At 46.9% G+C, this 19,891-nt stretch carries 17 protein-coding genes and 1 tRNA gene; 9 read left to right on the plus strand and 9 right to left on the minus strand.

All coding sequences use genetic code 11. The features are described from left to right. Positions 1 to 5 precede the first annotated feature (5 nt). From PKF022_RS06650 to PKF022_RS06660, 3 genes are read left to right on the plus strand one after another with little or no spacing between them, the layout of a single operon-like run. Positions 6 to 767, plus strand: coding sequence for a glycosyltransferase family 2 protein (locus PKF022_RS06650; RefSeq protein WP_281776303.1), 762 nt, complete (start codon positions 6 to 8; stop codon positions 765 to 767). Continuing rightward, positions 764 to 1,543: a glycosyltransferase family 2 protein gene (locus PKF022_RS06655; RefSeq protein ID WP_281776304.1), complete on the plus strand. Its 780-nt coding sequence runs from the start codon at positions 764 to 766 to the stop codon at positions 1,541 to 1,543. Before PKF022_RS06650 ends, PKF022_RS06655 begins: the two co-directional genes overlap by 4 nt. Positions 1,544 to 1,557: 14 nt before the next feature. Then, on the plus strand, positions 1,558 to 2,715 hold the full coding sequence (locus tag PKF022_RS06660) for a glycosyltransferase family 9 protein (protein ID WP_281776305.1): 1,158 nt from the start codon (positions 1,558 to 1,560) through the stop codon (positions 2,713 to 2,715). A gap of 27 nt (positions 2,716 to 2,742) precedes the next feature. Here the strand turns inward: PKF022_RS06660 and dnaE are convergent, their stop codons facing one another. Then, positions 2,743 to 6,360 (minus strand): DNA polymerase III subunit alpha, encoded by a 3,618-nt coding sequence (gene dnaE, locus PKF022_RS06665; RefSeq protein ID WP_281776306.1) that lies wholly within the window; start codon positions 6,358 to 6,360, stop codon positions 2,743 to 2,745. Positions 6,361 to 6,363: 3 nt separating this feature from the next. Here dnaE and gluQRS point away from each other — a divergent pair, with 3 nt between their 5' ends. Continuing rightward, positions 6,364 to 7,329 carry a tRNA glutamyl-Q(34) synthetase GluQRS gene (gluQRS, locus tag PKF022_RS06670; RefSeq protein ID WP_281776307.1) on the plus strand — a complete coding sequence of 322 codons (966 nt, stop codon included), beginning with the start codon at positions 6,364 to 6,366 and terminating at the stop codon, positions 7,327 to 7,329. A 40-nt stretch (positions 7,330 to 7,369) separates the two neighbouring features. On the opposite strand, the gene PKF022_RS06675 is transcribed toward gluQRS, so the two are convergent. The 3 genes from PKF022_RS06675 to PKF022_RS06685 all read right to left on the minus strand — a co-directional run bounded on the left by PKF022_RS06675 (position 7,370) and on the right by PKF022_RS06685 (position 10,553). Next, positions 7,370 to 8,809 (minus strand): DEAD/DEAH box helicase, encoded by a 1,440-nt coding sequence (locus PKF022_RS06675; protein WP_281776308.1) that lies wholly within the window; start codon positions 8,807 to 8,809, stop codon positions 7,370 to 7,372. A 6-nt stretch (positions 8,810 to 8,815) separates the two neighbouring features. Continuing rightward, positions 8,816 to 9,220: a heme-binding protein gene (locus PKF022_RS06680; protein ID WP_281777484.1), complete on the minus strand. Its 405-nt coding sequence runs from the start codon at positions 9,218 to 9,220 to the stop codon at positions 8,816 to 8,818. A gap of 148 nt (positions 9,221 to 9,368) precedes the next feature. After that, positions 9,369 to 10,553 carry an aminotransferase class V-fold PLP-dependent enzyme gene (locus PKF022_RS06685; RefSeq protein WP_281776309.1) on the minus strand — a complete coding sequence of 395 codons (1,185 nt, stop codon included), beginning with the start codon at positions 10,551 to 10,553 and terminating at the stop codon, positions 9,369 to 9,371. A gap of 206 nt (positions 10,554 to 10,759) precedes the next feature. On the opposite strand from PKF022_RS06685, the gene PKF022_RS06690 reads away from it, so the two are divergent. Beyond that, a complete protein-coding gene (locus tag PKF022_RS06690; RefSeq protein WP_281776310.1) occupies positions 10,760 to 11,455 on the plus strand; it encodes a GntR family transcriptional regulator in 696 nt (231 codons plus the stop codon). Beyond that, complete coding sequence (locus PKF022_RS06695; protein ID WP_281776311.1) at positions 11,452 to 14,532, plus strand: FAD-binding and (Fe-S)-binding domain-containing protein; 3,081 nt, start codon at positions 11,452 to 11,454, stop codon at positions 14,530 to 14,532. Before PKF022_RS06690 ends, PKF022_RS06695 begins: the two co-directional genes overlap by 4 nt. A gap of 27 nt (positions 14,533 to 14,559) precedes the next feature. Here PKF022_RS06695 and PKF022_RS06700 read toward each other — a convergent pair whose 3' ends face one another. The 3 genes from PKF022_RS06700 to queG are packed head-to-tail and all read right to left on the minus strand — an operon-like array spanning position 14,560 to position 16,837. Continuing rightward, the gene (locus tag PKF022_RS06700) at positions 14,560 to 14,931 is read right to left on the minus strand and encodes an AzlD domain-containing protein (protein ID WP_281776312.1); all 372 of its coding nucleotides are present in this window, start codon (positions 14,929 to 14,931) and stop codon (positions 14,560 to 14,562) included. Further along, the gene (locus tag PKF022_RS06705) at positions 14,928 to 15,713 is read right to left on the minus strand and encodes an AzlC family ABC transporter permease (protein WP_281776313.1); all 786 of its coding nucleotides are present in this window, start codon (positions 15,711 to 15,713) and stop codon (positions 14,928 to 14,930) included. Before PKF022_RS06705 ends, PKF022_RS06700 begins: the two co-directional genes overlap by 4 nt. A 26-nt stretch (positions 15,714 to 15,739) precedes the next feature. Continuing rightward, positions 15,740 to 16,837 (minus strand): tRNA epoxyqueuosine(34) reductase QueG, encoded by a 1,098-nt coding sequence (gene queG / locus PKF022_RS06710; RefSeq protein WP_281776314.1) that lies wholly within the window; start codon positions 16,835 to 16,837, stop codon positions 15,740 to 15,742. 43 nt (positions 16,838 to 16,880) lie between these two features. Between queG and tsaE the strand changes: the two genes are divergently transcribed. The 3 genes from tsaE (at position 16,881) to PKF022_RS06725 (ending at position 18,941) form a co-directional block, all read left to right on the plus strand. Further along, complete coding sequence (gene tsaE, locus PKF022_RS06715; RefSeq protein ID WP_281776315.1) at positions 16,881 to 17,414, plus strand: tRNA (adenosine(37)-N6)-threonylcarbamoyltransferase complex ATPase subunit type 1 TsaE; 534 nt, start codon at positions 16,881 to 16,883, stop codon at positions 17,412 to 17,414. Between the two features lie 17 nt (positions 17,415 to 17,431). Next, a complete protein-coding gene (locus PKF022_RS06720) occupies positions 17,432 to 18,778 on the plus strand; it encodes an N-acetylmuramoyl-L-alanine amidase (RefSeq protein ID WP_281776316.1) in 1,347 nt (448 codons plus the stop codon). Between the two features lie 87 nt (positions 18,779 to 18,865). Next, positions 18,866 to 18,941 (plus strand) — tRNA-Lys (locus PKF022_RS06725). A gap of 206 nt (positions 18,942 to 19,147) precedes the next feature. Here PKF022_RS06725 and PKF022_RS06730 read toward each other — a convergent pair. After that, complete coding sequence (locus PKF022_RS06730; RefSeq protein ID WP_281776317.1) at positions 19,148 to 19,471, minus strand: hypothetical protein; 324 nt, start codon at positions 19,469 to 19,471, stop codon at positions 19,148 to 19,150. 26 nt (positions 19,472 to 19,497) lie between these two features. Next, positions 19,498 to 19,827 carry an SMR family transporter gene (locus PKF022_RS06735; protein WP_281776318.1) on the minus strand — a complete coding sequence of 110 codons (330 nt, stop codon included), beginning with the start codon at positions 19,825 to 19,827 and terminating at the stop codon, positions 19,498 to 19,500. Positions 19,828 to 19,891: the final 64 nt, after the last annotated feature.

Consider the following 19,891-nt stretch of genomic DNA (forward strand, 5'->3'; position numbering starts at 1 on the left):
GAATTATGCCCACGTTATCCGTCATACTCATCACCCGCAATGAAGAGGCCAATTTGGCCGACTGTCTGGCCTCCCTAGAGGGGATTGCCCAGCAGATCGTGATTGTAGATACCAATAGCGCTGACCGCACCCTAGAAATAGCCCAAAACCATGGGGCAACCATCTCCCAGCCTTCAGACTGGCCTGGATTTGGCCCCCAAAAGAACCGGGCCCTAGATCTCGCAACAGGCGATTGGGTACTCTCTTTGGACGCCGATGAAAGGTTAACTCCTGCCCTGCGCTCAGAAATCCAGACGGCAATTCACCATAGCGCTCATGTGGACTGCTTTGCTATTCCCAGATTGTCTTGGTATTGCGGTCGATTTATCCGCCACTCCGGATGGAGCCCTGATTATGTTGACCGTCTCTTTAAGCGTGGTACTGCCCGCTTCTCTGATGACCTGGTGCATGAAAGACTCATTCCTAATGGGCAGGTCGCCAAACTAGAAAACCCGATGTTGCATTACAGTTTTATGAACTACTCCCAAGTTTTGCAAAAACTTGATCGCTATTCGACTGCATCGGCAGAGCAAGCATTTGCCAAGGGCAAAACTAGCAGTCCTCTAAAAGCCGTTCTTCATGGTGTTTGGGCATTTATTCGCACGTATATTATTCGCGCAGGTTTTTTAGATGGCGCGCAAGGGTTTGCTTTGGCTGTATCCAATGGTCAAGGTACTTACTACCGCTATATCAAGCTCTGGCACCTCAACCAGGAAGCGAATAAATGATTTCGATTTTGTTGGCCACCTACAACTGGCCACAAGCGCTCAAGCTTTGTCTCGAATCACTCGCAACCCAAACAGATAAAGACTTTGAGATCATCATTGCCGATGATGGCTCCACCGAGAGCACCAAACAGGTCATTGAATCGTTCAAGCATTCATCTCCCATAGCCATTACTCATTTATGGCAAGAAGATATTGGTTTTCGGAAAACCAAAATACTCAATCAAGCGATTGATGCAGCCCATGGTGACTACCTGGTATTTCTGGATGGGGATTGCATTGTTCAGCCTGACTTTATAGCGCGGCATCGCGCATTGGCACAAAAAGGATATCTCGTCACCGGCAGCCGAGTGTTACTTAGTGAAGATCTCACGAAGGAGTTACTCTCCTGGCCTCAATGGAACTTCTCCGCCTTCTGCACAGCTCTATTCAGCAAAAGAATTGCTGGAGGCATTAATAAATACTGGCCTCTCAAAATAAAACTGGGTAATGGCTCATGGCGTGATTACAAAAAGTTTGTCTGGCGCCGTATCAAGGGTTGTAATATGGCCTGCTGGAAATCAGATGCTAAAGCCATTAATGGCTTTGATGAAACCATGACTGGTTGGGGCCATGAAGATGCGGATTTTGTTTTTAGAATGCAGCATCATGGCATCACCCGTAAATCGGGCTCTTGGTCGACTGAAGTGCTGCACCTTTTCCATAAAATTCATGATCAAAGCAATGCTGCTGAGAACGCACGGCGTGTGCGTGAAAAAATCATGGCAAAGGCACTGTAAATACTCATACTGCTATGACGAATTACTCTACCCTCAAGCCTAAGAGAGTGCTATTCATTGCCACACGGCAGATTGGTGACGTGCTGGTAACAACCCCCCTTATTAGCAAGGCTAGAGAGCTCTGGCCAGATGCGGAGTTTCACTTTTTGGGATATCGCGGCAAGCTAGAGATGCTGCATGGCAATCCCGATATCGCTGAGATCATCGAGACATCTGATCGCCCAGGATTTCGTGAATACCTCTCTCTATTCAATCGTTTATTTCAGCGCTATGACCTAGCTGTTGTAACCCAACCCAGTGATCGCGCATACCTGTATGGTCTGGTGTCAGCTTTTAGAAGAATTGGTGTTCTCGGTGGTCACCCCCAAGGCAAAGATGCCGAAGATCAACATAAGCGCACCAAGAGCAATAAACAAAATGCATGGAAGAAATTGATTTGCTTGCATACCGTCGATGTGGATTACTTTAATCAACACGTCATTACCGAAAAGCTGCGCCTACTAGAAGCTTTCTTTAAAAATTCTGCGCAATTATTTTCTAAGCCGATATCAGTCACACCCCCAGCAGGCGAGCCTTTAACGCCTATCATTGCCGGCGAACTCAAGCAGCCCTATATTGTTGTTCACCCAGGACCGCTGACTGCTTATAAACGCTGGCCATTAGCGTACTGGCAGGAACTTATTACGTGGCTAGTGAAACAAAGATTTCAGGTGGTGTTGAGCGCCTCTCCGGCCAAGCAAGATGTACAACTGAATCACGACATCATGTCTTTGTTGGCGGAAGATATAAAGAGTCAGGTGATTAACGCTGCTGGCAAGTTATCCATTCCACAGGCGGGGACGCTCATTCGCAGTGCTACTGTATACATTGGAGTAGATACGTCCATTACGCATTTAGCAGCAGCTTGCAATACTCCTACTATCGCCCTCTTTGGTGCCACACCCCCAACCAACTTTGGCCCATGGCCTAATGGTTTTGTAGGTGAGCAGCCTTTTCAACTACGTGCTCGCTCACAAACTGTGGGTAATGTCACTATTTTGCAAGGTCCAGGTGAATGCGTACCTTGCCGCAAAGCAGGTTGTCTTGATAAAGCGGATAGCTATAGCGAGTGTTTGGATCTACTAGAGCCTAAACAAGTAATTGAAGCGATTCAAAAAGCGCTAGCAAACTAAATTAGCGACAACACTAAAAAAATATTCTTAGTGGTACTGAACCTGCACAGGGTCTTTTTGTTTGGAAGCCAAAATCTGATTCAGGCCATGCAAACAAGCGTCGTCTGGATAGATGCGCAGCTCTTCTGGGAACTGCATTAAACAGGCGCCGCCGCTAGTTGTCACCGCAGCAGTCAACATCAAGCCCTTCATGCCATCATTTGATCCTGGTACAGCTGGAGCAGTAGCTCCTAACTTAGGATCTCTGACACGATTGGCCATCAAGTAAGGATTAATTTGACTGCGAAGCATCTTGATATCGATGGCGTTATCAATACAGACATGGACGTTGCGAGCAAAACGCATTCGAGCACCGGTAATATCCATAACAGCCTCAGACACAATCCGCATACCGCCTGAGAACTTATCTGGGGTCACATTCACTTTAGCAACCAATAGCTCGTCTTCTTTGAGCCATGAGCGATTGGGTTCATATACTTCGCTATACAAAGTTACCTCTAAAGCTGCAGTGCCATCATCGATGGTTGCAATCATCATACGACCGCGCTGGCCAGTCAACATCCGCGCTGAAGTGATAATGCCAGCGATCAGCTGATCTTTGCCTTCAGTGACTTTTGATAAAGGTTGACGAATGAAGTGGGAGGTCTCGTCACGATAGGCATCAAACATATGACCCGTTAAACAAAGTCCTAAAGCATTCTTCTCTTCTTGCAGACGCTTCTTTTCAGACCAAACAGGCTCGCGTACTAACTCTGGTAGATGGCGATTCTCTTCGCCAGCATCTTCAAACAAGCTCACCTGGTGAATCGAAGCCTCAGCTTGCTCGGCAGCTTCAATCGCTCTTGCTAAAGAAGCAAGTAAGGTAGAGCGAATGTCATACAAATTACCACCGGCAGGCACGGAGTCACGATACAGGCTATCAAATGCACCAGCACGCATGAGCGCTTCTATAGCACGGCGATTCACCTGGCGACGATCTACGCGCGCGCAGAAATCAAACAAATCTTTAAATGGGCCGCCGGTTTCTCGTGCTTTAACTATAGATTCAATTGCTGCCTCACCAGTGCCACGCACCGCGCCCAAGCCATAACGAATATGACTAATCGGGGAATCTGGTGCTGCATCAGGTGCACGCAATGGCGTGAAATCATAAACTCCCGTATTAATGTCTGGTGAGAACACCCGAATGTTGTTGGCCAAGCAATCGTCATACAGAATCTTTACCTTATCGGTGTCATCCATAGCGAGCGATAAGTTGGCCGCCATAAATTCAGCTGGGTAATACGCCTTAAGCCAAGCAGTTTGATAGGCTAGAAGTGCATATGCAGCAGCGTGAGACTTATTAAATCCATAGCCCGCAAAACGCTCCATCAAGTCATAGATCTCGTTGGCCTTACCTTCAGAGATACCACCGGCTTTTGCGCCATCGCTAAAGATCTTGCGATGCTGCGCCATTTCTTCTGGCTTTTTCTTACCCATCGCACGACGCAACATGTCAGCGCCGCCTAATGAGTAGCCGCCAATCATCTGTGCCATCTGCATCACCTGCTCTTGGTAAACCATGATGCCGTAGGTTTCACGCAAAACAGGCTCAATACGCGGATCGGGATACTCTACTTTTTGACGGCCATGCTTACGCTCAATAAAGTCTGGGATCAAATCCATTGGACCTGGGCGATACAATGCCACCAAAGCAATGATGTCTTCAAAGCGGTCGGGCTTGGCTTCACGCAGCATGCCTTGCATACCGCGGCTTTCTAGCTGGAATACTGCGACAGTATTAGCACGCTTGAGAACATCAAATGCTTTTTCATCATCGAGCGGTATCTCCCCAATATTCCAATCTCTGCGATCAGCATGTAAAGTTTTAATCCAGCGCTCTGCAGCCGCCAAGATGGTTAGGGTGGTTAAGCCCAAGAAATCGAACTTTACCAATCCAATCGCTTCTACGTCATCTTTATCAAACTGACTAATGACGGAGCTACTGTCTTGATCTTTACTTTCTTGGGTATACAGTGGACAAAAATCAGTGAGACGCCCAGGAGCAATCAACACACCACCCGCGTGCATACCGACGTTACGAGTCATGCCTTCTAACTGCTGCGCCAAAGATAGTAATTGACGCACCTCGTCTTCATTCTTCTCGCGTTCGGCTAATTGCTTCTCTTCCTTCTTTGCCATCTCAATAGTCATATATTGACCTGGCTTATTCGGCACCAGCTTAGCAATGCCATCCACAAAGTTATAGCCCTGCTCTAGTACGCGACCCACATCGCGAATCGCCGCTCTAGCAGCCATCGTTCCAAAAGTCGCAATCTGACTGACTGCATCCTTACCGTATTTATCTTTTACGTACTGGATCACACGGTCACGACCGTGCTGACAGAAGTCAATATCGAAGTCGGGCATCGATACCCGCTCTGGATTTAAGAAGCGCTCAAAGAGCAAGTTGTAACGCAGTGGATCTAAGTCGGTAATACCGAGTGAGTAAGCCACTAAAGAGCCTGCACCAGATCCACGGCCTGGACCCACCGGTACGCCATTATTTTTTGCCCAGTTGATAAAGTCGGCCACGATTAAGAAGTAGCCTGGGAAGCCCATTTGAGAAATGGTCTTCACCTCGAACACTAAACGCTCGTGATAACGCGCCATTTCTTTTTCGCGCTCTTCTGCATCTGGGAAGTTGCGCTCCATATGGCGCTTTAAACCGATCTCAGATTGTTGCAATAAATAATCTTCCAAACTAATTCCAGGCGGAATTGGAAAATCCGGCAAGCGCGGCTGACCTAAAACTAAAGAGAGATTGCATCGCTTAGCGATTTCAACCGAGTTGGCTATGGCTACTGGCAAATCAGCGAAACGCTTTTCCATCTCCTCTTGAGTGAGGAAGTATTGCTCTTCATTAAACTTTTTAGTGCGGCGAGGATTGCCCAGCAATTCACCTTCGGCAATACAGACACGGGCCTCATGCGCCGTGAAATCACTTCTCTGCATGAACTGCACTGGGTGGGTTGCAACTACTGGTAAATCCAAATCACTAGCTAGATGACATGCCAGTTGCAGTTGTTTTTCATCCTGAGGATTGCCGCCGCGCTGAACTTCAATATAGAAAGACTTTGGGAATAGCTTTTCATAACGCCGCGCAACAATCTTGGCATGATCTTCTTGGCCGGCTAACAATGCTGTTCCAACCTCACCCATACGCGCACCTGAGAGTGCAATCAATCCATAAGACAAAGTGCGTTTTGCTGCTTTATCTTCCGCTTTAGCGGCAGGCTCACTAAACCAAGCTGAATCCACTTCAGCGCGACCGCGAGATTGATTATCGAGAGATGCTCTACTGAGCAACTCACATAAATTGAGATAGCCAGAATGGTTTTGTACCAATAACAGTAAACGATAGGGCTGATCCGGATCCTGAGGATTGCTAATCCAAACGTCAGCACCCGCAATCGGCTTGATACCACTCGAGCGTGCAGCAGTGTAAAAACGCACCAAACCAAATAAATTACTTAAATCCGTGATGGCTAGGGCACCCATCTCGTCTTTGACAGCTGCTGCGACCGCATCATCAATGCGAACGACTCCATCCGTAATCGAAAACTCGGAATGGACGCGGAGATGAACAAAACGGGGTGAAGCCATGAGATGATTTTAGCTGTGTCGACACCTAAAAACCTTGCATCCCCAGCCGGCGGCTATCGCGGGCGATTTGCCCCATCCCCTACCGGACCACTCCATGCCGGATCCCTAGCCACAGCCCTTGGAAGCTGGCTAGATGCCCGAAAAAATGGGGGTCAATGGCTTCTCAGAATTGAGGATTTAGATGCCCCAAGGTGCATCCCTGAGGCAACCCAGCAAATTCAGTCCCAATTGCTTGCCTGTGGGCTTTCTTGGGATGAGGAGATCATCTATCAATCCCAACGCCAAGAGGCCTACCAAGCTGCCTTAGAGCGCTTAAATGGACAAGAATGCCTATATGCCTGCACCTGCTCCAGGCAAACCATTGCCAATGCCCTGATCAGACTTGGCATAGAAACCCCTCGAAACCAGGAAATGGTCTATCCAGGCACCTGCCGGCCTACCACTTTGGGTATCGTCGATTTAAATCGTAATCCTCAGCCCACTCTTCAAGATTTAAAAAGGGCTTGGCGTATCGCTCTTCCAGCGGATTGCCATATTCAATTTCAGGATTTAGGGTTGGGCCAACAAAGCCAAGATCTCAATACTGCAGTAGGTGATTTTGTTCTACGGAGAAGCGATGGCCTGTTTACTTATCAACTTGCTGTTGTTGTCGATGATGCAGAGCAAGGCATTACTCATATCGTCCGTGGCGAAGATTTATTAAGCAATACTGCAAGACAAATTTATCTGCAGGAATTGCTAGGATACCCAAGACCGGAGTATCTGCACTTACCTCTAGTACTCGATGAGCATGGCGAAAAACTGAGCAAGCAAACATTGGCAACAAAAATCAATACTCAAGATGAAAAACACTCGCTCATAGAGTTACGTAAGGCTGCCAAACATTTGGGGTTACGTAATTTGCCTGATGGCGAGAATGTCACTATTGCAGAGTGGCTACTGGCAGCTACTCGTGCATGGAAAAGCTAAATCGCTTTGCTTTTCTTCTTGCAATTGATTTCTGGTTTCTTTATTTCTTTTTAAAGCCGCCAAGCAAAGCACCAACAGCCGGCTTAGCAGGAGTAATGCCTGCTTTTTTCTCTTCTGGCTTTGCAGGATCTGTAGCAGATGCTGTAGATGCAGATGGCTCGTATGGCTTATAGAAGAAGGGATCAGACATCTTAGCTGGCGCGCTGCCATAGCCACTAGATGATGGGCGACTTGGTGAGGGCGCACCTTCAGGTAACGGCTTCACATCCAATTTACGCTTCATCAACTTTTCAATATCGTCGAGTAAGCGCTTCTCACTAGCATCAACTAAGGCAATCGCATCACCCTTGCTACCGGCACGGCCAGTACGACCGATACGATGAATAAAGTCTTCTGCGTTGTATGGCAACTCATGATTAATAACGCAAGGCATGTCCGGAATATCTAAACCGCGCGCTGCTACATCAGTGGCCACCAGCGCTTCAATGGCGCCAGACTTGAACGCATCTAAAGTTAAAGTGCGCTCACCCTGACTCTTGTCACCATGAATGGCGCCCGCTTTAATACCATCACGTTCAAGTGCGCGTGACAATTTTGCACAACCCAAACGGCTATTGGTAAAGATGATGCATTGACGTGATAAACCAGCACGAGTGCGGGCCTCTAATACCTTCACAATTGCGCGTTGCTTATCCGCAGAGGAAACCATGTGCACCACTTGCTTGACCGTATCAGCTGCAGCATTTTGACGGGCGACCTCAACCGTTACCGGGGTGCGCAAGTAACTTTGCGCCAGCTTTTTAATTTCTGGTGAGAAAGTAGCAGAGAACAGCAATGTTTGTCTTTGCGCTGGAATCAAATCAATGATGCGCTGCAAGTCTGGCAAGAAGCCCATATCGAGCATGCGATCGGCTTCGTCTAAGACCAATATTTCTACTTGAGAGAGATTGGCCACTTTAGAACCAATGTGGTCGAGCAAGCGCCCAGGGGTAGCAATCAAAATCTCTACGCCATTGCGTAAGATTGCAACTTGTTCTTTCATATCTACGCCGCCATAAACTACTGCAGCGCGTAAATCTGTATGTTTGGAATAACTGGCTGCGTTCTCAGCAACCTGCACTGCTAACTCACGCGTGGGCGTGAGAACCAATGCGCGAATTGGATGACGCGCCGGAGACGCGCTATTACTAGCGTGGCGCAAAATCTTTTGAATAATCGGCAATACAAAAGCAGCGGTCTTACCAGTACCAGTTTGCGCAGCACCCATTAAATCGCTTCCCGCCAAAACATGCGGAATCGATTGCGCTTGAATGGGAGTTGGAGTGTTGTAGCCCTGCTCAGAGACCGCTTTTTGAATTTTCGGGTCTAAACCAAAGTCAGCAAAAGTAATAGTTGCTGGAGGGGTGTTACTAACATCGGTAGGGGTAGCGCTATCGCTAACCCCTGTAGAAAAATTTATTTCAGTAGCAGTATTTGTCAAGGTAACTTACATGATGGCGGCAATGCCGGCCTTAGCGGTCTCAGCATCTTCCGCAGATTTAACGCCGGAAACGCCGACTGCGCCGATGGTAAACCCATTTACCTCGATATTGACGCCGCCTTCTAACATGCCCGATACATGGGGGGCAGATAAAAAAGCATGACGACCATTATTAATAATTTCTTCGTATACACGTGTCTCACGTTTACCCATTGCAGCAGTGCGTGCTTTTTCTTGAGCAATATAGGCAGACAAAGGAGCGCAACCATCACGACGAATTAAACCCAACATATGACCGCCATCATCACAAACGGCAATCGTCACTGCTAAATTATTTTTAGCAGCGTGTTGATCGGCTGCATTCAAAATCTTTTGAACATCAGCTTGAGTTAAATAAGGTTTAGTAGCCAACATGGTTAATCTTTCTTTGTCTCGAATATGTTTTATATGATGAAAGTGCTATCTATACAGAGCACCTGAATTATAAGGGGTGTAGCCCGACTCCGGTCTAGAAGCCTTGCTACACCCTGTCTCCACCCAACTAATTGATTATTTAAGGCTATTTGAGAAATTCTTGGGCAGCAACTACGCCGCTGGCCTTGGGCTTAAAGCCCATAGAGCCCAAGCTCATCTCTACACCACTTAAAGCAGCCATCAAGCTCAATTCATTGCAATCACCCAAATGGCCGATACGGAATGCCTTGCCTTTGATCTTGCCCAAACCAGTGCCCAGGGAGAGATTGAATTTCTCCAGCGCATGTTTACGCAATACATCAGCATCCATACCCTCAGGTGTTGCAATGCAAGTGAGCACTGGTGAATAGCAATCTTTGTCTTGACACTGAATTTCTAAACCCCAGGCCTTTACTGCCTCACGACAAGCTGCTGCCAAACGTTGATGGCGTGCAAAGATCGTATCCAATCCTTCGGCCATCATCATATCCATCGCTTCATGCAAACCGTACATCAAATTGGTGCTCGGAGTCGTTGGCCAGTAACCTGTTTTATTGGATTCGAGAATTTCATCCCAGGCCCAATATGCTTTATGCATTTTGTTAGTCTTACTGACTTCGATAGCACGGGGTGACAAGGCGTTAAAGCCAATGCCAGGTGGCAACATCAAGCCTTTTTGTGAGCCAGAGATCGTCACGTCAGCGCCCCACTTGTCATGCTCATAATCCGCCGAACCCAAGCCAGATACGCTGTCTACAAGTAACAAGGCTGGGTGCTTTAAAGAATCAATCGCTTTACGTACCGCTGCAATATTGGAAGTGACACCAGTAGAAGTTTCGTTATGCACTACACAAACGGCCTTGATCTCGTGACCAGTATCTTTTCGCAAACGCTCTTCGATTACTGCAGCGTCAACACCCCAACGCCAGCTATCTTGTCCTGCTTTACCAACTACCTCAACATCTAAACCAAGGCGCTTGCCAAGTGCGCGCCACAAGTTAGCAAACTGACCAGTTTCGTAGAACAACACTTTGTCGCCAGGACTCAGTACGTTTACCAAAGCACCCTCCCAAGAACCAGTTCCGGAAGCGGAATAAATAATGACCGGCTGCTCAGTTTTAAAAATCTTTTTGATGTTTTCTAAAACCTTCAGACCGAAGGCGCCAAACTCAGGACCACGATGGTCGATGGTTTGATAGCTGATGGCGCGCAGTACGCGTGGGGGCACAGGGCTTGGGCCAGGAATATGCAAAAAGTGGCGTCCTGATGCGTGGTTATCAAGTTTCAACATGCTTTGTCTCACTTATGGGTGTGTTTATGGGTGTTATTTCTAACGCTAGTGTATGACAATTTTTGCCAATTTTCCATTTTGTATACAAATTATTTGAAATAATTACTTAAATAAACCTATAAATAGGCATTTAAAGCCTGTATTTATGCTTTATGATGGCTTATTGTTAATTTTGTATACAAATATAGGGTTTAGGGGATTCCAGCATGGCAACCATAGAACAGCCCAATTCTCAGAATTTGCACGAGGCCACCTTTCAAAAGCTCAGATCACTCTTGGTCGAGGGCAAGATCGCGCCCGGCAGCAAACTCAATGAGCGCGAGTTGGCTGAAAGTCTCAATGTATCTCGCACCCCTATTCGGGAGGCGATTCGTCGCTTAGCTGCAGATGGCTTAGTTGAACTCATTACCAATCGTGGCGCTATTGCAGTTCAGCTAACCCTTGAGGATGTGATTCACACTTTTGATGTGATTGCCGATCTCGAAGGATTCTCTGGTGAGTTGGCTGCCAATAATGTTAGCGACACCACTCTCTCAGAGTTAGAGGCCCTCCAATACGAAATGATGGCTTCATATGCTCGTCGTGATTTGTCGAGTTATTACAAACTCAATCTGCGTATTCACCATCTCATTAATCAAGCAGCAAATAATCCGGTGCTCTCTAGACTCTTCACACAAGTTAATGCGCGCATCGAAGCATTGCGCTTTCGCTCCAACCAAGATGGCGTGAAATGGGAAAAGGCTGTAGAAGAGCACCAAGAGATGCTCGATGCACTCAAAGCTAGAGATGCTGCCCGCATGAGAAAAATCATGATTCAGCACGTACAGAACAAGCGCGATGTTGTAGTGCAGCTACTGAAATCAGAAGCAGAAATCAAAGATGCGGAGACAAGCAAGTTATGAATAAGCCTCTAGACCTCAAAGAACTGATGGTGGATCAGGCCGAGCTAGCCAAACGCTTGCGCCAAGAAACTTCTGGCGAAGTAATGACCGATAGCGCGAGTCGTGGCCGTTATGCAACTGATGCCTCCATCTACCAGGCCATGCCAGTTGCCGTATTTGTGCCAAAGACCGCGCAAGATATTTCCAGCGCCATTCAGATTGCTGCTGAACTGGGTGTGCCAGTCTTACCTCGTGGTGGTGGCACTAGCCAATGTGGTCAAACTACTGGTGCAGCACTAGTCATTGATAACACCAAATATTTCAGAAATGTTTTAGATCTCAATCTTGATAAAGGTTATGTTGAAGTTGAGCCCGGCATCGTGCTTGATCACCTTAATGGCTCTTTAAAGCAATACGGTCTCTGGTATCCAGTTGACGTCTCCACTGCTGGCCAAGCAACCATTGGCGGTATGGCAGGCAACAACTCCTGTGGCAGTCGCTCCATTGCTTACGGCAATATGGTGCATAACGTTTTAGGGATTGATGCGTGGCTAGCGAATGGCCAAGTCGCTCAGTTTGGTAATTACGCTAACAGCTCTGGTGTTGCTAAAGAGTTAGGCGACTTTGTTAAAGGCTTAGCCCATACCCTCACACCTGAGATCGAAGCGCACTTTCCGAAGGTGTTGAGAAGGGTTGCGGGATATAACCTCGACATCTTCAATCCCCAAAGCGAATTGCCTTATACCCAAGACGGTAGCGTTAATTTGGCGCATTTGTTAGTAGGTAGCGAAGGGACTCTCGCGTACTTCAAATCGCTCAAGCTCAAGCTAGCACCTTTGCCGCAACACAAGGTGCTGGGCATTGTGAACTTCGCGAGCTTCTATAAGGCCATGGATAGTGCCCAGCATATTGTGAAATTGGGCCCTACCGCTGTTGAGTTAGTCGATCGCACCATGATTGATTTGGCACGCAGCAATCCAAGCTTCAAGAAAACCATTGAGACTGCATTAGTGGATCACACCGCTAAAACACCTGAAGCGATTCTGTTGGTGGAATTTTCAGGTGAAGCGCATGCGCCACTCTTGGATAAGCTCAAAGCATTACAAGAACTCATGAGTGATCTCGGTTTACCAGGTTCTGTTGTGCCAATGCCTGATGCATCCCTGCAAAAGAACTTGTGGGAAGTACGCAAAGCAGGTCTCAACATCATGATGAGCCTCAAAGGTGATGGTAAGCCAGTGAGCTTTATTGAAGACTGCGCCGTACCCCTGGAGAGTTTAGCTGACTACACCCAAGCATTGACTGAAGTGTTTTCTAAATATGGCTCACGTGGCACTTGGTATGCCCATGCTTCCGTAGGTACATTACATGTACGCCCTATTTTGGATATGCGTAGAGATGGCGCACAGAAGATGCGTGCTGTTGCTGAAGAGGCATCTGCCTTAGTACGCAAATACAAGGGTGCATATAGCGGTGAGCATGGTGACGGTCTATGCCGTGGTGAATGGATCTCTTGGCAGTTTGGCCCCAAGATCACCGAAGCCCTTGCTGAAATCAAACACGCATTCGACCCCAAAGGATTATTTAATCCGGGCAAGATCGTCAATCCACCAAAGATGGATGACCCCATCAACTTTAGATTTCCACCAAGCTATAAAGTCATACCACTGCAACCTGCACTCGATTGGTCTGCTTGGAACGTACAAAACGATCCTGTCACAGAAGAAACTACAGCACCAGGCACAGGCGGTGACCCTGCAATGGGTTTAGCCAAAGCAGTGGAGATGTGTAATAACAATGGTCACTGCCGTAAGTTTGACGCGGAAGTCATGTGTCCGAGCTACCGCGTCACTCGTGACGAGAAACATCTCACTCGTGGCAGAGCCAATACGCTGCGCCTTGCACTTTCCAATCAACTCGATATTAAAGATGAATCCTCACCCCTAGGTAGCGATGCTATTAAAGAAGTGATGGAGCTTTGTGTGAGTTGCAAAGCATGTCGTCGCGAGTGCCCTACTGGCGTTGATATGGCCAAGATGAAGATTGAGTTCCTCTCTGCTTACAAGAAGCGTGTAGGCCACTCACTCAGAGATCTAGCAGTTGCCTATCTTCCCAAATATGCCAGCACGATTAGCAATATTCCATTTTTGCCAAGTCTTCTCAATCTACGTAATCACGTTGCGCCGATTGCTAAGTTACAAGAATGGATCATGGGCATCTCTGCACAAAGAAGCCTACCAACCTGGAAGAGTAAAACCTTCTGGAACCAGAAGGCAAGAGATTCTTATCAATACACTCCAGAACAGTTGGCAAGCAATGTCGATGGCAAGGGCGTAGTTCTGTTAGCCGATACATTTAATGCTTACTTTGAGGATGAAAATCTCCAGGCAGCATTAAAGGTACTCAAGGCTGCAGGCTATCGTGTGCATATCCCCAATAAAAGTCACAGCAAGAACCAAAGTAAAACAGCAAACCAAGCAGAAAGTTCATGCTCCAAAGAGTTTTGCTGTGGCAGAACCTATCTTGCAGTAGGCATGGTTGATAAAGCCAAGGCAACACTTGGCGAATTGGTTGATCATCTTGCACCTTATGCAGACAAGCACATTCCGATTATTGGCTTAGAACCTTCTTGCTTATTCACTCTAAAAGATGAAGCCTTGGTGATGGGCTTTGGCGAGAGTGCAGTCAGCGTTTCTAAAAAAGCACAACTCCTAGAAGAGTTCTTAGCGAGCGAAGCTAAAGCCGGGAAGCTCAACATCCAACTTAAAGCTGCGGATAAGCCTGTACTGTTTCATGGTCACTGCCATCAAAAGTCATTTGCTGCCGTTACTCCGGCCATGGAGTTGCTCAAACTCATTCCTAATGCAGAGCCAAAGCTTATCGAATCATCTTGCTGCGGCATGGCTGGTAGCTTTGGTTATGAAGCAGAGCATATTGAAGTATCTAAGCAAATGGCTGAAGCAAGCCTCTTGCCTAGTATTCGGAAGTCACCAGATAGCTGGGTGGTAGCTGATGGTACGAGCTGCCGTCATCAAATTGCGGATGGTACTCAAAGAGAAGCTGTGCATATCGCCAGAATTTTGGCGGCACATCTATAAAAAGATGGGCTGGTGTTATTTGGGTTGTTAGCGAATCACGCCGTAGCCCACCATCAACAAAGTTCCAGTCAATAATGCTGGAACCAATCGTTTTGTAGGCTTAGAGATCATCACTCCAATGGCTAAGGCGCAAATCAGAACGCGTATCCACAAAGGTACGGTTGCCATGAGACCCAGCGGCATCACAATCAAACGCACTGTGAGTGCAGCAACCATTGCGTAGGTCACAGCTGCTAGCCAGCGGAATATCTCGCTATCTTGATTAATGCTCTGAGACAGAAACACACCAATGGCGCGGCAGAAGTAAGTGCCTAGACAGGCGCCTACCAATGCAATCCATAAACCCCAACCAGTGAGGGCATCGCTCATGTGATTTAAAGCGTCCATTGCCTCGTTCATCCGAGTACTCCTGCTTTTTTGCGCAAGAACTTACGATCGATAAAGTAAGCCAAGGTGCCCGCAACTACACCCGCCGTTAACAAGCTAGTATCGCGATCGAGCATAAAGAAGATTGGCCCAAAAATACAGCCTAAGAGAATGGCAATGCGATTAATCCAAGGCTTTACTTCGGTAAAGGTCAGCAAGAAAAATAGTGGATTGATAAACACCAAACCTAAAGTAACTGGTTTAGGCACCATTCCTGCTAAGTAATAACCTAATACAGTTCCAGGTACAGAGATCAACCAACACAAGAGTCCTAGCCCAACAAAGTAACTGAGGCGATGCTTAATTTCAATTGCATGAAACTCCCGCATCGAGATAGCCCATGCAGTCATAGCCAATAAATGCACCGAAGCATAGAGACTGCGGTTACGATCTTTTTGGTGAAACTGCGGAAAGAGCGTCACCGTCATCGTAATAAAGCGTGTCGATGTCAGCGTAACTGCTAAAGCAATCGCTAGAACGGATGATCCGGTGATCGCCATCTCAAGCAAGACCACCTGCCCTGGTAAGGCGAACATGAAAAACGAAGTAAATGTAGTAAACCAAACATCAAAGCCGTTGGTTTTGCCCATCGCACCAAAGCCAACCATGCCGGCAAAGAGCACCATCGCAGGGGCACCAGCCGCATCCCGAATGCCTGACCAAAATGCATGGCTTGGGTTTTTAAAGCGTTGGACCGCAGCCTCATCTAGAGCGATTTCGCTAGGGTCAATATAGGGCTGGTCGTTAGATGACATGTAGCAATTGTAAAGCTTGTGAGTATTTATGCTGAATGCGCATTTTGACCTAAGGCCCACTCAATGTGTTCAGCTACTAAAGGATCGGCAGTAGTAAGTGCGGCGTTTAGTGCCTCAGTAATTGCAAGCTTCTCCACTCCGCTAGCCAAAGCATTGCCTATTGCTACCGCTAGATTGCGACGCCAGCGGCTGTAACCAATTCGACGAATAGCGCTACCTTCATGGCGTTGCTCAAACTCAGATTCAGTCCAAGACCATAGCTGTAAGAGTGTTGCCTGCCCTAAGCCGTGACGCCTTGCAAAATCTGGCAGCTCCGTACGTTTGGCAAACTTATTCCATGGACAAATGAGTTGGCAGTCATCGCAGCCATACACGCGATTACCCATGGCTTGTCTGAACTCCACAGGAATAGAGTCAGGATTCTCAATGGTTAAATAAGAGATGCAGCGACGGGCGTCTAATTGATAAGGTGCAGTGATTGCTTTTGTTGGACAAACATCGATACAAGAAGTACAAGTGCCGCAATGCTCTTCAACCTCTTGATCTATTGGTAGGGGTATATCTACTAAGATCTCGCCCAAGAAAAACGTGGAGCCCGATTCTCGATTGAGTAAGAGTGTATGTTTGCCACGCCAGCCTAAGCCTGCTTTGCGCGCCAACTCCACCTCCATCAATGGCGCTGAATCCGTAAACACTCGATAGCCCAATTTACCGATACGCTCTTCAATCAGCCGGGCAAATTCTTGTAAGCGATTACGTAGCACCTTGTGATAGTCGCGGCCCCTCGCATACATGGATACGACTGCTTGCGTAGGATCTTCTAATCGTTGCCACTCAGCATCAAAGTCCGTCTCGGGTGGCAGGTAGTTCATAGATACACAAATCACACGCACGGTGCCGGGCACCAAAAGCTCAGGATTAGAGCGCAATTCTGCATGACGTTGCATGTATTCCATTTGACCGTGGCGACCTTCAGCCAACCATTCATTCAAGCGCTCGGTCGCAGGACCTAAATGGGTGTCAGTAATGCGCAAGCCATCGAACCCCAGCGCCATAGCCTGGGTATTGAGCCAATCACGCAGATTGGACTCGTCGATGGATTGAGGGCTGATAGATGAAGACATATGGAATACAGAATGTAGCGCAATAATTGAATAAACTAGGGGAATGACTCAAACACAGGCCAACCAGCCCCCGCTTACTGCTATTAATCTCTATTGTAGGCAGGAAGCCGATACCGCTTCTCTTGCTAGGCAGCTTGCCACTAATTTTGAGCGCTTTCTGACTGAACATGCAGACTCACACCTAAATATTTCTCTGGAGGGTGATCTTGGTGCCGGTAAAACGACCTTTGCAAGATACCTTATTCAAGCCATGGGGCATGAAGGCAAAGTGAAGAGTCCTACCTACACCTTATGCGAGCCTTATACGCTGCAATTTAAAGATCAAGCGATCACCGTACATCATTTTGATTTGTATCGCATGCGAGATCCGCTGGAGTGGCAAGAAGCAGGCTTTGCGGAACACTTTGACGTTCCTGGAATTTGCCTCATTGAATGGCCAGAAAAAGCGGAAGGTACTTTGCCAGGTTTTGATATTCAGATTCAACTTACTGCTGGTGCAGATGAAAACGAACGCGCTATCACGCTCAATGCCATCACTCAATCTGGCAAGATGGCATTACAAGAGATTCAACAATAGTTATTTGCTATTAATACATGAGTAATCAGAAGACCAATCTCTCGAAAAGACAAACACTGAAGACTTCAGCGAAGTTCTTGAGCTTTGCTCTATTACTCACAGAGGTTGATATTGCTTGGGGTGCCAAGATTTTAGGCGTCCGCGTCTGGCCATCAGAGGACTACACCCGCGTTACTTTGGAATCTGACACGCCGCTGCCCATTACCCAGCAGATTCTGACTAATCCTGATCGCTTGGTAGTAGATGTACAAGGATTGGAACTCAATCCCACGCTGAAAGATTTAGTAGCCAAAGTAAAACCCAACGATCCTTATATTTCTCAAGTTCGCGTTGGGCAATTCCAACCAGGCATTGTGCGTTTGGTGTTTGACTTAAAAGAACCAATCAAGCCCCAACTCTTTACGCTTGATCCAGTAGCTGAGTACAACTATCGCATGGTGTTTGATTTGTACCCCACTACTCCACCAGACCCTTTGATGGCTTTAGTAAGAAGCAGTGCTAAAAAAGAGAGCGCGCTAGAAAAATCCAATGAAGAAGTAGATCTCATTGCCCAATTTGCTACTAAGAAAGAGAAAGAGCTTGCTAAAGCTCCAGCAGCACCCGTAGCGCAAGCCATTCCAGAAATTAAAGAGCCTCCAGCGGGCGCCAAATATAAGCGCTTGATCACGATTGCAATTGATCCTGGCCATGGCGGTGAAGATCCTGGCGCCATCGGCGCAGCTGGTTCAAAAGAAAAGAATGTCGTACTGGCGATTGCCAAGCGACTCAAGGACAAGATTGAGGGTGAAGCTTATATGCGCCCATTCTTAACTAGAGATGGCGACTATTTTGTGCCGCTTCACATCAGAGTACAAAAAGCAAGACGTGTTGAAGCAGATTTATTTGTCTCCATTCATGCCGATGCCTTTATTGAAAGAAATGCTAGAGGCGCTTCCGTATTTGCACTTTCCCAGATGGGGGCCAGTAGCACGACGGCGCGCTGGATGGCAAATAAAGAAAATGCCTCCGATCTGATTGGTGGCATCAATATCAAGACTCAAGATAGGCAGGTAGCCAACTTATTGCTGGATATGTCGACGACCGCTCAAATTAAAGATTCTCTGCAGGTGGGCAACTCCATCCTGAAGCAAATTGGTGGATTTGCAGCCTTACATAAACCCAAGGTAGAACAAGCTAGCTTTGCCGTATTAAAGGCGCCTGACATTCCCTCAATCCTCGTGGAAACGGCATTTATTAGCAATCCACAAGAAGAAGCCCGATTAAACGATGACGGCTATCAGGACAAGATCGCAGAGGCGATTTTGAGGGGAATTAAGGACTATTTTTCCAAAAATCCACCGGTCGCCAGACGGGTAAATTCATAAGCCACTTGTAACTACAAGGGCTGACGGGCAGACCCCGTAGACCCGAGGATGAGCAACAAACTTCTTGCTATAATTTATGGCTTAACTGGGTCGGTAGCTCAGTCGGTAGAGCAGCGGACTTTTAATCCGTTGGTCGCGAGTTCGAATCTCGCCCGACCCACCAGCATCAAGAAAACCCTCACTAGCAATAGTGAGGGTTTTGTCTTTGTAGGCCGAACAAATGTAGTTTCAGTGCTGCGCAATATACAACTTAATGGACGCTTCTATTGGGGATCTAAGACGCTAGGTTAAGACTGGGCATCTCATGAGACTTGCAAGTGTCGCGTTTCACAACACTTAGTCATGTTGTTTGTGGGGAAAATCGACGGATCAATGCAAGAAGATGGAGGCAATGAGGGTAACAGCTACCAAGTTATAGATATGGCCAAGCAATAACAACTTCACCCCAAAAATTTTTCCGTCTTTAAGCTTTCTGAATACTTGGATTTGATTTATCAAAAATAACCAAACGCCAACCAAGATTAGAAGCGCAAAAACTATCGCATTAAAAACGTCAATCATAGATGATATTGATTGAATTTGAGAAAGCTCCCACTCGGCAGCTATAAAAACTGCGCCACATATCCCTAAATTTCTGCAGATATCAAACACTTGTCTGATTTGATCATCTGAAAGCTCAAGAAAATTTTTCAAGATATTCTCAAATTAGGTAAAAAATATTAATGCGCTACCGACTGGGAAAAAATATTGATTACCAATACCCCAGCAATGATTAATCCAATTCCAATCAAGGCCCCTGCATCTAGTTTTTGCCCTAACCAAATCCAACCTACTATACCGACAAGCGCAACACCTGCGCCCGACCAAATCGCATAAGCAATGGAGATAGGAATTTGATTGAGTACCTTAGACAAACAATAAAATGCCCCACCATATCCAACCACCACAAGTGCGGATGGCATTATTTTAGTAAAGCCTTCACTAAATTTGAGGGCAGTAGTTGCCATCACTTCTGCAGCTATGGCAATAGCAAGATAAAACCAAACCATTAGGGCCTCCTAAGCATCTCTCTATCTTTATAAACTATAAAATCAACCAGGGCGATTTTAATTG

The sequence above is a fragment of the Polynucleobacter sp. KF022 genome (assembly GCF_027924105.1).
Taxonomy (GTDB): Bacteria; Pseudomonadota; Gammaproteobacteria; order Burkholderiales; family Burkholderiaceae; genus Polynucleobacter.

Bases quoted from the DNA above. Each gene is read 5' to 3' on its own strand.
- PKF022_RS06650 (WP_281776303.1), top strand. From the start codon at position 6: ATGCCCACGTTATCCGTCATACTCATCACCCGCAATGAAGAGGCCAAT.
- PKF022_RS06655 (WP_281776304.1), top strand. From the start codon at position 764: ATGATTTCGATTTTGTTGGCCACCTACAACTGGCCACAAGCGCTCAAG.
- PKF022_RS06660 (WP_281776305.1), top strand. From the start codon at position 1,558: ATGACGAATTACTCTACCCTCAAGCCTAAGAGAGTGCTATTCATTGCC.
- dnaE (WP_281776306.1), bottom strand. From the start codon at position 6,360: ATGGCTTCACCCCGTTTTGTTCATCTCCGCGTCCATTCCGAGTTTTCG.
- gluQRS (WP_281776307.1), top strand. From the start codon at position 6,364: ATGATTTTAGCTGTGTCGACACCTAAAAACCTTGCATCCCCAGCCGGC.
- PKF022_RS06685 (WP_281776309.1), bottom strand. From the start codon at position 10,553: ATGTTGAAACTTGATAACCACGCATCAGGACGCCACTTTTTGCATATT.
- PKF022_RS06690 (WP_281776310.1), top strand. From the start codon at position 10,760: ATGGCAACCATAGAACAGCCCAATTCTCAGAATTTGCACGAGGCCACC.
- PKF022_RS06695 (WP_281776311.1), top strand. From the start codon at position 11,452: ATGAATAAGCCTCTAGACCTCAAAGAACTGATGGTGGATCAGGCCGAG.
- PKF022_RS06700 (WP_281776312.1), bottom strand. From the start codon at position 14,931: ATGAACGAGGCAATGGACGCTTTAAATCACATGAGCGATGCCCTCACT.
- PKF022_RS06705 (WP_281776313.1), bottom strand. From the start codon at position 15,713: ATGTCATCTAACGACCAGCCCTATATTGACCCTAGCGAAATCGCTCTA.
- queG (WP_281776314.1), bottom strand. From the start codon at position 16,837: ATGTCTTCATCTATCAGCCCTCAATCCATCGACGAGTCCAATCTGCGT.
- tsaE (WP_281776315.1), top strand. From the start codon at position 16,881: ATGACTCAAACACAGGCCAACCAGCCCCCGCTTACTGCTATTAATCTC.
- PKF022_RS06720 (WP_281776316.1), top strand. From the start codon at position 17,432: ATGAGTAATCAGAAGACCAATCTCTCGAAAAGACAAACACTGAAGACT.
- PKF022_RS06735 (WP_281776318.1), bottom strand. From the start codon at position 19,827: ATGGTTTGGTTTTATCTTGCTATTGCCATAGCTGCAGAAGTGATGGCA.